This is a genomic window from Streptomyces sp. A01 (assembly GCF_059026195.1).
Map to the genome: position 1 here is coordinate 171,553 of NZ_JBWLKN010000003.1, position 13,201 is coordinate 184,753.

8 protein-coding genes are annotated in these 13,201 nt (G+C 71.5%); 4 read left to right on the forward strand and 4 right to left on the reverse strand.

The window, feature by feature from the left end; all coding sequences use genetic code 11:
• The first annotated feature begins 152 nt into the window (after positions 1–152).
• The 3 genes from AC5P1B_RS05165 to glxA all read left to right on the forward strand — a co-directional run bounded on the left by AC5P1B_RS05165 (position 153) and on the right by glxA (position 6,630).
• On the forward strand, positions 153–2,243 hold the full coding sequence (locus tag AC5P1B_RS05165; protein WP_493885061.1) for a GTP-binding protein: 2,091 nt from the start codon (positions 153–155) through the stop codon (positions 2,241–2,243).
• Between the two features lie 425 nt (positions 2,244–2,668).
• Complete coding sequence (locus AC5P1B_RS05170; protein WP_493885063.1) at positions 2,669–4,666, forward strand: glycosyltransferase family 2 protein; 1,998 nt, start codon at positions 2,669–2,671, stop codon at positions 4,664–4,666.
• Positions 4,654–6,630 carry a radical copper oxidase GlxA gene (gene glxA / locus AC5P1B_RS05175; RefSeq protein ID WP_493885065.1) on the forward strand — a complete coding sequence of 659 codons (1,977 nt, stop codon included), beginning with the start codon at positions 4,654–4,656 and terminating at the stop codon, positions 6,628–6,630. Before AC5P1B_RS05170 ends, glxA begins: the two co-directional genes overlap by 13 nt.
• A gap of 6 nt (positions 6,631–6,636) precedes the next feature.
• Here glxA and AC5P1B_RS05180 read toward each other — a convergent pair whose 3' ends face one another.
• Complete coding sequence (locus AC5P1B_RS05180; protein ID WP_493885067.1) at positions 6,637–7,635, reverse strand: glycoside hydrolase family 6 protein; 999 nt, start codon at positions 7,633–7,635, stop codon at positions 6,637–6,639.
• Positions 7,636–7,893: 258 nt separating this feature from the next.
• Here AC5P1B_RS05180 and AC5P1B_RS05185 point away from each other — a divergent pair, with 258 nt between their 5' ends.
• On the forward strand, positions 7,894–8,322 hold the full coding sequence (locus AC5P1B_RS05185) for a (2Fe-2S) ferredoxin domain-containing protein (RefSeq protein WP_493885069.1): 429 nt from the start codon (positions 7,894–7,896) through the stop codon (positions 8,320–8,322).
• A gap of 45 nt (positions 8,323–8,367) precedes the next feature.
• Here AC5P1B_RS05185 and AC5P1B_RS05190 read toward each other — a convergent pair whose 3' ends face one another.
• From AC5P1B_RS05190 to AC5P1B_RS05200, 3 genes are all read right to left on the reverse strand, one after another.
• Positions 8,368–10,296, reverse strand: coding sequence for a primary-amine oxidase (locus tag AC5P1B_RS05190; protein WP_493885071.1), 1,929 nt, complete (start codon positions 10,294–10,296; stop codon positions 8,368–8,370).
• Positions 10,297–10,445: 149 nt separating this feature from the next.
• Positions 10,446–11,993 (reverse strand): APC family permease, encoded by a 1,548-nt coding sequence (locus AC5P1B_RS05195; protein WP_493885073.1) that lies wholly within the window; start codon positions 11,991–11,993, stop codon positions 10,446–10,448.
• Between the two features lie 87 nt (positions 11,994–12,080).
• On the reverse strand, positions 12,081–13,022 hold the full coding sequence (locus AC5P1B_RS05200; protein ID WP_493885075.1) for a hypothetical protein: 942 nt from the start codon (positions 13,020–13,022) through the stop codon (positions 12,081–12,083).
• Between the last annotated feature and the right edge of the window lie 179 nt (positions 13,023–13,201).

The window sequence follows — 13,201 nt, forward strand, 5'->3', positions numbered from 1 at the left end:
CAGGCGCCGAAAAATGAGGTGCGGGCGTGCGGGGCGGGTGGCAGACTGCGGCCGCTCACGATGTCGACCTTCAGGAGCAGATGAGATGCGCCAAGCCTTCGGACTCTCCCAGTGCCCCGTTCTGACGAGCGTTTCCGAGGACTTCGCCACTCATGACCACTCCGCACACCCTGAATATCGGCATCCTGGCCCACGTTGACGCGGGCAAGACGAGCCTGACCGAGCGGCTGCTGTTCGACGCGGGCAGCATTGACCGGCTCGGCAGCGTGGACGCCGGAAGCACCCAGACCGACACCGGCGACATCGAACGGCAGCGCGGCATCACCGTGCGCTCGGCCGTCGCCCCGTTCATGGTGGACGGGCGCCAGGTCAACGTCATCGACACACCGGGCCACTCGGACTTCATCGCCGAGGTGGAGCGGGCGCTCGGCGTGCTCGACGGGGCGGTTCTCGTGCTGTCCGCCGTGGAAGGCGTGCAGGCACAGACCCGCGTCCTGATGAAGACACTCCGCGCGCTGCGCCTGCCGACCCTGGTCTTCGTCAACAAGACCGACCGCGCGGGCGCCCGCGACAACGCGCTGCTCGCGGACATCCGCCGCAAGCTGTCGCCGCACATCATCGCCATGAACGCGGTGCACGGGACCGGAACCCCCGAGGCCCGGGTCACCCCGCACTCGCCGGAGTCCGCCGCCTTCGCCGGACACGTGGCCGAGGTGCTCGCCGAACATGACGACGCGCTGCTGGAGCGGCTGGTCGACGGCCAGGCGCCGTCCCCGGACGCACTGCGCGACGCGCTCGCCGCGCAGACCCGCGCGGGCCTGCTGCATCCGCTGTTCTTCGGGTCCGCGCTGACGGGGCAGGGGGTCGGGGCACTGGTCGACGGCCTCGTGCGGCTGCTTCCCGCGCCGGGGGCCACCGATGACGGCATCGCCCGTGGCACGGTCTTCGCCATCGAACGCGGTCCCGCCGGGGAGAAGGTGTGCTACCTGCGAATGCGTTCGGGGAACGTACGCCGTGGGCAGAAGCTCACCCTGCACCGGCCGGAATCCGGCGGTGGCGGCAGTGAGCAGCCCGGCCGGATCACCGCCCTGGAGGTGATCCGCCCGGCGCGGCTGCCCGCTGACGAGCCCGGCGCGCACGGCGGCGACCCCGGTGCACCGTCCGCGCGGCCGCCGGCGCGGGAGGTCGGCGCGGGGAGCATCGCCCGGGTGTGGGGGCTGGCCGGTGCGCGCGTCGGCGACCGGATCGGCCCGTACGCGGAGACCGGTGGCGAGCGGCACTTCACCCCGCCGAGCCTGGAGTCGGTCGTCGTGCCCGCGCGCCCGGAGCTGGGCCCGCGGCTGCACGCCGCCCTGACCGCCCTCGCCGAGCAGGACCCGCTGATCGGGGCGCGCACGGTACCGGGCAGGGGGACGGCCGTGCTGCTGTACGGGGAGGTCCAGAAGGAGGTCATCGCGGAGACGCTCAGCCGCGACTTCGGCGTCGAGGCGACGTTCGAACCGTCCCGCGTCAGACACGCCGAGCGGCCCAGGGGGCGCGGGGAGGCGTACGAGGGGATGGACCGCCATGGTGGCCACGACTTCTGGGCCACCATCGGTCTGCGCGTGGAAGCCGGAGCCCCGGGTTCCGGGATCGGCTACGAGCTGGAGGTGGAACTCGGCTCGCTGCCGCTGGCCTTCCACCGGGCGATCGAGAGCGCGGTGCGCGACACCCTGGCGCAGGGGCTGTACGGCTGGCCGGTGACCGACTGCGCCGTCACGCTGACCCGCAGCGGCTTCGACAGCGTGATCAGCACCGCCGCCGACTTCCGCGACCTCGCGCCGCTGGTCCTCATGCGTGCCCTGCGCGCCGCGGGCACTCAGGTGTACGAGCCGTACCAGGGCTTCGAGCTCGAACTGCCACAGGAGCAGCTGAGTGCGGCCCTTGCCGTGCTGGCCGCGCTGGGCGCGGAGATCACGGAGTCATCGCCCGTCCAGGCCACGCCGGGACAGGCCTCGGGCCAGGCGTCGGGCCAGCAGGCGTCGGGCGGGTGGTGGCTGCGCGGGGGGATGCCCGCCCGTCATGTGCACCGGTTCCAGCGTCGGCTGCCGGGCCTCACCGGTGGCGAGGGGCTGTGGTGGTCGCGCCCGTCCGGCGACCGACCGGTGACGGGGCCGTTCCCCCGCCAGGACCGGTCGGACGGCAACCCCCTTGACCGGGCGGAGTATCTGCGCCACCTCACCCTGCGCGGCATCGAGCGATAGCCGGGGAGCAGCGGACGGGGCGGCGGGCCGGGCCGGGCAGGAGGGCCCGGCCCACCGCGGCGTACGGCTGAAGTCCTCATGGCACGCACAGCTCCCCGCAGGACTTCCCAGCGGCCGGGCCGCCCCGGCGGTGGTCACCGGCGCGGGCTCCGGGCGGTGCCGGAGCCCACCGCGGGGCCAAAGAGCCCAAACCATGGCAGAAAGCAGAACGGATTTCACGCGGGACGCGCACGGATAGGCCAGCAGAGTGAATTCCGAATATTCACTCATTCGGCATGCCGCCGACGCGGCACGCCGATAATCCGACCTTAGCCAATCCGGAGCGAACCGTTGCTACCTTCCCTTTTGGCCGATGAACCCATAAATGAGCCAATGGGGTTGTCGCCACCGGAAGAACGCCATGGTTTATTCTGCGGGAGGCCGCGATGGCTGCGCCCAGCCATACCACTTCATGCAGCGGGGATTCCCCCGCGCCCATTAATGCCTCTGACCGCTATGACTACGACCGCTACAGCCAGTTGGCGGGGCCGTTGACGGACGCGCCGTCCGAAGGCCCCTACCGGGTGCGGTACCGCAGTCTGCTGGCGCAGGAGCGGCACCGGGTGCGGGCCGCCCTGCTGCTGTGCGCCGCTCCCACCGTGTCGGCGATCCTGCTGTTCTGGCTGCTGCGACCCGAGCACTGGGTGCACCGGCAGTACGTGTCCGCCTGGGAGACGGCGGCGGACACCACGATGCTGGTCTCGATCGGGCTGATCGAGGTGTTCCGGCTGTTCACGGTCATCTCCAACGCCCACGCCACGCTCGTGGCCCGCGACCCGGTCCCGGTGCGGGAGCTGCCGGGCACCAAGGTGGCGTTCCTCACCAGCTTCGTACCCGGCAAGGAACCGGTGGAGATGGTGCGGGCCACGCTGAAGGCGGCGACCCAGCTCAGGCACGACGGAGTCGTCGACGTATGGCTGCTCGACGAGGGCGACGACGCCGAGGTCAAGGAGTTGTGCGCCCGTCTTGGTGTGCGGCATTTCTCCCGCAAGGGAGTGCCGAAGTGGAATCAGCCGACGGGCGCTTTCCGGGCCAAAACAAAGCACGGCAACTACAACTCGTGGCTGGACGCGCACGGCGACGCGTACGAATTCATGGCGTGTGTCGATACCGACCATGTGCCGCTTCCCAACTTCCTGGAGCGGATGCTCGGTTACTTCCGCGACCCGGACGTCGCATTCGTCGTCGGGCCGCAGGTCTACGGGAATTACGACTCGCCCGTCACGAAGGCCGCCGAGAGCCAGCAGTTCCTCTTCCACGCGCTCATCCAGCGGGCGGGAAACGCCTACGACGGCGCGATGTTCGTCGGCACCAACAACGCGGTGCGCGTCAGCGCGCTGAAGAGCATCGGCGGTCTGTACGACTCCATCACCGAGGACATGGCCACCGGTTTCGAACTGCACCGCACCCGCAACCCGGAGACGGGCAACAAGTGGCGCTCGGTGTACACGCCGGACGTGCTGGCCGTCGGTGAGGGGCCCACCGCCTGGACGGACTTCTTCACCCAGCAGCTGCGGTGGAGCCGGGGCACCTACGAGACGGTCCTCAAGCAGTACTGGCGGGGCATCCCGACGCTGTCGCCGGGAAAGCTCCTCAACTACTCGCTGATGGTCACGTTCTACCCCATGTCCGCGCTCAACTGGATGCTCTCCGCCCTCTCCTGCGTGCTCTTCCTCGGGCTCGGGGCCTCCGGCATCCAGATCTCCTCCGAGATCTGGATGATGCTCTACAGCGACGCGGCGGCCCTGCAGATCGGGCTGTACATCTGGAACCGGCGGCACAACGTCAGCCCGCACGAACCCCGCGGATCGTCCGGCACCGCCGGTATGGCGCTGTCGGCCGTCTCCGCGCCGATCTACGCCAAGTCGCTGTGCGACGCGGTGCTGCGGCGCAAGAGCCGGTTCGTGGTGACGCCCAAGGGCGACTCGTCCAGCCCCGACCGGCTGGCCACCTTCCGTATCCACCTGCTGTGGGCGGTCCTCTTCAGCGGCGCGCTGATCGCCTCGTTCTTCCTCGGGCACAGCCACGTTGCCATGCGGACCTGGGCGTTGCTCGCTGTGCTGCTGTGCCTGTCGACCCCGGCCATCTGGTACGCCGGGCTGCTGCGCGAGCGGCGGGCGGCGCGCAGGCCCACCGCCGCCCTGCCGGCTGCCCGGGCCGACAGCTCCCCCGGCGGCATGACCACCCGCGCCGTCGGCGGCGCGAGCCCCGACCTGTCGGACGCGGCGGAGACCAGTGACAGCACGCCAAGCACCGCGAACACCGCACATGCCGCAAGCCCTGCCGGCACCGCCGATGACGCCAGTACCGCCGACGCCGACGCCGACGCCGACACCGCCGAGAGTGCCACCCCCGCAGAGAAGGATTCGCTGTGCGCCACCTGATGTCTCCCCGGACCCGTACGGCCGCGGTCGGGGCGACCGCGATGTTCGTACTCGCCGGGCTCAACGCCCCGGCCGCGGTCAGCTACGCCGAGCGGACCTACCACGCCTACAAGATCAACCAACCCGGTTACAAGGCCCACCACGGGCACTGGGCCCTGCTGTCGGTGCCCGACAAGTACCGGGTGAGGGCCATCCACGCGGCGCTGCTGCGCAGCGGCAAGGTGCTGCTGATCGCCGGTTCCGGCAACGACAGGAAGCGGTTCGAGGCCGGGACGTTCGACACGCTGCTGTGGGACCCGGCGAAGGACACCTTCAAGCTCATCCCGACGCCCGAGGACCTGTTCTGCGGCGGGCACTCGCAGCTCCCCGGGGGCCGCATGCTGGTGGCCGGGGGCACCGCGCGCTACGAGGTGCTCGAAGGCGAGGTCGAACGGGCCGCCGGGCCGATGCTCGTGAAGAACGAGGACCCCGACCGCTCACGCTCCTTCCCGAAGGGCACCCTCTTCCACGCCCCCGATGGCCAGACCTACCGGGCGACCCGCGCGTTCAAGGTCGACGCCGCGGAGAAGAAGACCGTAAAGAAGGACACGAAGAAGAACAAGGGCGGAAAGAAGGGGAAGGGAAAGGACGGCAAGGCCGGCAAGGTTGTGGTCACCGCCAGCGAGACCCGGGTCTTCGTGGAGGCGGTCAAGAAGGGCCGCAGCGCCGTACGCGAGAAGCCCGCCCAGTTCTCCATCGGCGGGCTGAAGGGACGCACGAAGCGCAATGTGTACGGCCTCGGGCAGGCCATGACGATGGACAAGCAGGATTACCAGGGCATCAACGGGGCGTACGAGTTCGATCCGAAGGCCGAGCGCTACATCCCGGTCGACCCCATGGATGAGAGCCGCTGGTACCCCACGCTGGTCACGCTCCAGGACGGGCGGGTGCTCGCCGTGTCCGGGCTTGACGACGTGGGGCAGATCATCAACGGCGTCAACGAGGTGTACGACCCGAAGACGAAGAAGTGGTCCAAGGCCCCGAAGCGCTACTTCCCCACCTACCCCGCGCTGTTCCTCACCAAGGGCGGCAAGCTCTTCTACTCCGGTTCCAACGCCGGTTACGGCCCGGCCACCAAGGGCCGCACACCCGGCATGTGGGACCTGCGCCGCAACACGTTCGAGCCCGTCAGGGGACTGACCGACCAGGACCAGACGGAGACCTCCGCCTCCGTGCTGCTGCCGCCCGCCCAGGACCAGAAGGTGATGATCCTCGGCGGGGGCGGCGTCGGCGAGTCGAGCAAGTCCACCCCCCGTACGGCCGTGGTCGACCTGAAGAAGGAGCCGCGCCGCTACGTGAAGGGCCCCAAGCTGCCGCAGGGCACCCGCTACCTGTCGAGCGTGATCCTGCCCGACGACACGGTCTTCACCACCGGCGGCTCCTCCGACTACCGGGGCAAGGGCGACAGCGACGTCCACAAAGCGCAGATCTACTCCCCGCGCACCAACTCCTTCAAGTCCGTCGCCGACCCCGTGGTGGGCCGCAACTACCACTCCTCCGCGCTGCTGCTGCCGGACGGGCGGGTGGCCACCTTCGGCTCGGACCCGCTGTACGCCGACAAGGCCAACACCCAGCCCGGCACCTTCGAACGGCGGGTGGAGATCTACAGCCCGCCCTACATGTACGCGAAGGACCGGCCGACGCTCGGCGCCGGGCCGACGAAGCTGCGGCGCGGCGCCTCGGCGACCTTCCGCACCGGGCACCCCGGCCGCGTGAGCGCCGCCAAGCTCATGCGGCCCAGCGCGGTCACCCACAGCACGGACGTCGAGCAGCGTTCGATCCAGCTCGGCGTCAAGCGCGAGCGCGGCGCGGTGACCGTGTCGGTGCCCGAGGACCGGGCCCTGACGCCGCCCGGCTGGTACATGCTCTTCGTCACCGACGGCAGGGGCACCCCCTCCAAGGCGAAGTGGGTGCACCTGCCCTGACGCCGGTCAGTGCGCGCTCGCGCGGGCCAGATCGAGCGCGTACTCGGGCCACCAGCGGCCCGCGGGAGGACCGCCCCGGCAGGTGCCGTCGGACTCCCCGGGCCGCTTGATCCACAGGTACGCGTCCACTCCCTCCACGCCGGTGGAGATGGTCGGCCGCTCCCCCAGCGCACGGCCCGGCGGGTTGCACCACGTGTCCTCCTTTCCGCCCTTGCCCGCCGGGCCGTTGCCGTTGCGGCTGGTATCGATGACGAAGTGGGAACCGCCGAGCGCCTTCGCCAGGCGGTGCCCGTAGGCGGTGGTGTCGGACGTGGTGTGGAAGTTGGACACGTTCAGCGCGAAGCCGTCGGCGTACTCGACGCCGCTGCTCCGCAGCGGGTCGACCAGCCGCTTGGGGTCCGGCACCCAGCCCGCGTTGCCCGCGTCGAGGTAGACCTTGGTGTTCGGCAGCGAGGACAGCGTGATGACCGCGGACCGCAGCAGGTCCATGCGCTCCTCCCGCAGCTGCGGCCGCACGCAGCCGTCCACGACCTGCGCCACCGCGTCCGGCTCCAGGATGACGAGCGCCTTGCGGTCGCCGATCCCGGCCGCCAGTTCCTCGGCCCAGTCCCGGTAGGCGAGGGCGCCGGGCGCGCCGCCCTTCGAGTGGTTGCCGCAGTCGCGGTACGGGATGTGGTAGCCCACGAGTACCGGGATGCGGCCGGTCTTGGCGGCGGCCTCGGTGAAGCGCCGCGCCCGTTCCTTCGGTTCCTCGCTGATCCACTCCGAGGTCGGCTGGTCCGCGATGGCGCGCAGCAGCCGCGCGTCGTCCGTGCGGCCGTGTGCTTCCCAGGCCCGCACCTGGCGGGCAGCGGCGGTGTCCGGATTTCGCCAGAGCGACGCGGTGTCGGCACGCGGCGACCCGCCGAACGGCAGGCAGCCGCCCAGCACGAGAGCCAGCACCGGCAGCCACCCGACGGAGGCGGCACGCCACGGCAAGGACAGGAGAGGGGGGTTCTTGCGCATCGGTGGTCCCTTGTTCGCTGAAGGGGCATGCCGGGCACGAGTGCGGGGCATGACGGGATATCAGCAGACTCTCCCGATGAAGCGAACTATGGGGGGATATCGGCAGCGTGCGGGGCTGAGGGATGCAGCGGAAATAACCCAAGCGGGTGACCCGGCGCGCGTCCGGCGGCCGCCCTGGCCCGCCCGCCACGGCGGCCGCCGGCCGGGGTGAGGCGTCTCGCACCCCGGGGGTTCTCCGGGCTGCGTATGATCGGCCGGATGAGCTCGAACACCGGTCGCACCGCCTCAGCCGCCCGCCGCCAGCCGTCCGGGAACACCGCCGTGACCTGCAAGGTCACCGTCTGTCGTGGCTGCTGCTGCGGCGACCCCCGCAAGGTGCCCGGGGTCGATCACGCCGGTCAGATCGCCCGCCTGAGGACGGCCCTCGGCCCGGCCGCCGCCGTGCGGGCCTCGGAGTGCCTGGACGTGTGCGACCAGGCCAATGTGATGGTCGTCCAGCCGTCGGCGACGGGCCGGGCGGCGGGCGGGCGGCCGGTGTGGCTCGGGCTCGTCAACGACGACGACGCGCTCGCTGACATCGCGACCTGGATACGCGACGGCGGCCCGGGCATCGCCGAGCCGCCGGGCGTGCTCGACCTGTACGCGTTCACGGTCTCCCGGCGGGTCCGGGAAGCCCTCGACGACTGACAGCCGACCGCCTCCGGCGCGGGGGCAGGGCGCGGCGCGAGGCTGTCAGGCGCCTTCGGCCGGCAGGTCGAGCGCGGGGTTCCGGTCGAAGAAGCCGGTGGGCTTCAGCGAGAAACCGGTGTGGTCGACGGGCATGACGGGCCAGTCCTCCAGCCGGGGCAGGTGCGTCGGGCCGAAGACATGCCACAGCGTGAGGCTGGTGTTCTCCAGCGAGCGGGCCGCGTCCCGCGCGGTCCACTCCGGCAGTCCCGCCCCGCCCAGCTGCTGGTTCGGGTAGTCGCCGTCCGGGTAGCGGCGCTCGGGCCGGTGCCGGGTGACCCACAGGTGCCTGGTCGCGAACGCCACCCGCCGGGCCGCCGACGCGTCCGGCTGCGCCAGCAGCGTCGGGCCGGGCTGCGGGGTGAGGGTGTAGGCGACCGGCTGGCCCATGCGGTTGCGGGAGCCGGGGTTGGTGACGCGCCAGCGGCGGCCCGCCAGGGGGTCGGCCAGGCGTCCGCCGTCGGCGCCGGTGGCGATCGGCGTGGCCCGTACGGTGAAGGCGTTGCCGTTGGGGTTGTCCGGGCCGGGCGGGACCGGGACGACGTCCAGCTCTTCGACCGTGTTGTCGGGCCCGTCGACGGCCACGTCCAGCCGGGCGCAGAAGAAGTGCTGGTGGTACGGGGCGAGCAAGCCGGGCGCGATCTCGGTGGCGTGCGGGGAGACCTCGCCCGGGACGGCGGCCGATGTCTGCACGACGCCGGTGGACTTGGCCTCGAAGGCGATGGTGCCGTCCTGGTAGAAGTACCAGTAGAAGCCGTAGTCGTAGTTGCCGACCGTCGCGATGTAGGAGATGACCAGGCGGCGTGAACGGCGGCTCTCTGCGGCGTTGCCGTTGAAGATGTCGGTGTGTTTCCACAGGAGGCCGTAGTCCTCCTCGTGTATGCATATCGCGTTGGGCAGCGTCTGCGGGTGGCCCAGGTCGTCGTGGAGTACGGCGTCGAGGTAGCGGATCTCGCCCAGGCAGTCGCAGCCCAGCTTCAGGGCGTTGGCGTTGCGGCCCAGCAGGTATTCGCCCGCGTCGAGGAAGTACACCCAGTTGCGGGTCTCCTCGGCCTCGCCGTAGACGACGGCCATCTCGGCGAGGGATGCGCGGTGCAGGACGGGCCGTTCGCGGTCGCCGTCGCGGTGGGTGATCTGGTGCAGGACCAGCCCCTCGCGGGCGTTGAAGTCCACCCGGAACGACCAGTTCTGCCAGGTCAGCAGGGGCCCGTCCAGGGAGAAGGACGGGCCGTCCGGCTGGGTTATCTCCAGCGGGCGCAGGTCGGTGCGGGCGGGCCCGGTGGCCGCCGCGTCGTAGCGGCCGCACTCGGCCGGTATCGGCACGGCGCCGGTGTCGGTGAGCCGTACGACGCGCCGCTCGATGAGGTCCACATCGGCGACGAGACCGGCCACCGGGTGGGCCCAGGGGCTGTCCGTCTCGTCGCACCGCATGAAGGTCAGGGCGCGCATGACACGGCTGCCGCTCTCCCGGGCGAGCGGCAGGTCGCCCGCTCCCATGGGCGCCGCGATGGCGAGCTCCGGGTCGGTGACGCCCCGGTCGGCCATCGCCTTGCGCCACCCGGGGTCGGCCTTGACGATCTCGTCGGCGAGCTCGAACTCGCCGAGGAGGACCGGCGGGTGGCCCTCCGTGGCGGTGTCCAGCGACCGGCAGGAGAGCAGCGTCCCGGCGGTGAGATCTATCAGGGCTTCACCGGCGGCGCCGTCGGCGGAGTCGAGGAGGGTGACCCGTACGCGGCGTACCACCGGGTCGCCGGGGCGGTGCGAGGCGACGGTGTGCCGGTCGGGTTCGTCGAGGAGGACGAGCGGGAAGCGGGTCGTCTCGCTCACCTTGCCCGCTTCTTCGAGGACGCGCCGGGCCGCGGCGTACTCGTCCGCCGTCAGCGGATCGAGGGGGTGGGGGTTCGCTGCCGCGGGACGGGGGTGGCAACAAGTCATGGCGGTGCCTCTCTCGGACGGGGGCGGGTCCGGACGCGGAAGCACACGCGCCGGACGGGACCTGACGGGCCGGGACCCGGAACCACGGGACCGGACCCGACCAGTGTCCGAGGCCGCCGGGGCCGGCTTCCGCGCGGGTCCCCGCGCGGTCAGCCGGAGGCGCCGCTCGACGGCTGGGAGGCCGGAGGGGCCGACTTGGCCGACTGGGCGACCGCGGCGTTCTCCAGCCGGAACGCCTCGTTGCCGAGGCCGATCCGGGCGTGCAGCTCGGGTCGGCGTGCGCGCAGTACCAGCCCGTAGACGACGCCGAGTGCCGCGACGGCGAACATGACGGACGGCAGCAGCCAGGTCAGCGTCTGCGAGGTGCCCGGCGGGAGGAGGACGTCGAACTGCCGGACGCACTTCGCCAGAATCCACACCAGGACGACCGTGGCGACCGCCGCGCAGGCCAGCCGCCATGCCTGGGCCCGTGCGACGCCGCGCCGCCAGAAGAAGACGATGATCGCGACCGAGGTGGTGGACATCAGCATCAGCAGGCCGATGGAGCCGACGTTGGAGCACCAGGCCAGCATCTCGTTGACCGGGTCGCGGTCGGTGAGGGCGAAGGCGAGGACGGCGACGAGGGAGATCCCGCTCTGGAGCAGGGAGCCGATCGCGGGGGCGCCGCTGCTCTTGGACGTCCGTCCGACGGCGCGCGGCAGCAGGCCCTCGCGGCCCATGGCGAAGAAGTAGCGGGCGACGGTGTTGTGGAAGCTCAGCATGGTGGCGAAGATGCCCGACAGCAGGAAGTAGTCGATGACGTGGCCGAAGGTGGAGCCCAGCCGGTCCTCACCGAGGGCGGCCAGCAGCCCGGGGCCCATCTCCCGGGAGGCGCCGACGATGTGGCCGGGCCCGGCGGCGACGCTCATCGCCCAGGCGGTCAGCGCGTAGATCGTCGCGGTGATGCCGACCGCCACGAAGACCGCGCGGCCCACGGACGCCTGCGGGTGCTGTGTCTCCTCGGCGTAGACGGGCGCCGACTCGAAGCCCGCGAAGGCGGCGACGGCGAAGCACAGCGCGGTGCCCACTCCGGCGCTGCTGAGCGTGTCGGGGTTGAGTGCCTCGAAGGTCACGCCCTGCGGTCCCGCGTCGGAGACGAAGACGATGTCGCAGACGACGATGATGCCTATCTCAAGGAACAGGGCGACCGCGAGGAACTTGGTACTGAGGTCGATCTTCCGGACGCCGAGCGCGGTGATGACCGCGAGTCCCAGCAGCGCCGACACCCACCACTTCACGTCGAGTCCGGCGTACCGGTCGAGCATGTAGGAGAGCTGGAAGCCGAAGAGTCCGTAGAGGGCGAACTGCAGGATGCTGTAGGCGACGAGGGCGACGAACGCCGCCGCGGTGCCCGCCGTGCTCCCGAGCCCCCGGGTGATGTACGCGTAGAAGGCGCCCGCGTTGTGCACATGGCGGCTCATCTCGGCGTACGCCACGGTGAACAGGACGAGCGTGACGCCGATGATGACGAAGATGAGCGGCTGCCCGACCAGGCCGATCACCGCGTATCCGGTGACGATGATGGAGGACGAGGAGAGCAGCGGTCCGGCGGCGGCGATGACGGAGACCGTCAGGCCCGCCGATCCGATCCGGTCGGCTCTCAGCGCCCGGTCTTCGCCTTTGAAGGTACTGATCTGGCTCGTACGGTCCGTCAGCATGGGCTGCGCGGTCCTTCCTGGGGGACGGTGACGGGGGGTGCGGTGGGGCTGCGGTGGGCCTTGGGGGAGTTCCCGCCGCGTGGGGGTTCACAGGACGGTGCGGCTCAGCGCGCGGAAGGTCTTCCGCGGGTCCCGGTCCGGGTAGGACCAGGGCGCCTCGGTCACGTACGGGCCGATCCTGTTGATCAGGGCGGTGGCCTCGGCCATCCGCCCTTCCTGGATCTTCGCGTGGGCGAGGAAGTTGAGGTCGATCATGCGGCGCGGGTGTTCCTCGGCCTCCCATTCCAGCCACCAGTCGAACGCGGCCTTGAGGACCTGCTGGGCCCGCCGGGTCGCCCAGTGGCGGGAGGCGGCGGGGTCGCTCGGCTCACGGCCCGCCGCGGCCAGGACCCGGTAGCGCTCGGCGTGGGCGATGACCGGCAGGATGGCCAGCGGGGAGTCGGCGGGGGCCTGTTCGGCGGCCCAGGCGGCGAAGTCGTAGACCTGGTGCAGCGGGTCCCCTGACGGGTCTTCGTCGTGCTCGGCCAGACACGCGGCCATCAGGTGGTGGGCGTGGTGGTGTTCGGCGTGCCGGGCGCGTACCTGGTCGAAGGCGCGCACCTGGTCGTCGGAGGTGCCACGGCGGCGGGCGAGGATGAGCTGGGCGAGCCAGGGCGTGGGGTCGGCCGGGGCCATACGGGCCGCGGCGAGCGCCACGGCCCGTGCCGCCTGGGGGGCGACCTTGCCCCGTATCGACTGGAACGCGGTGGCGCAGGCGAGCAGTACGGCGGCGTCGGCGCTGTCCGGCTCGGCCAGCTGCCAGTCGCTCGCCCACGATGAACTGGCCGGGCCCTCGGCGAGGACGACCATGCGGTGTCCGCGCCGGTCCCAGTCGGGGCCGGTCTCGGCGAGCAGGGCGCGGGCCTTGCCCCAGCGGCCCTGGGCGAGCGCGTTGCGCGCGGCGGCCAGCGGCTCGTCGTCGAGGGCGGGGTCGAGCGCCAGTCGGTCCTTACGCCACGGGCGGCCAAGCGGGGGTGGAGGAGGCGTCATCCGGGAAGTTCCTCCACGACGCTGTCACCTCCAGCCCGCGGCGGCGTCTGCCCGCGCGGGGTTTGCCGGGCCCCCATCGGTGGCCCCGGTTGCCAGCGCCGCCGACGGCGAATGATCACGGACAGCAAACCGGTAGTCACTGGTCCGCGTCAAGGCCCGGCAGCGGCCCCCACCATCCG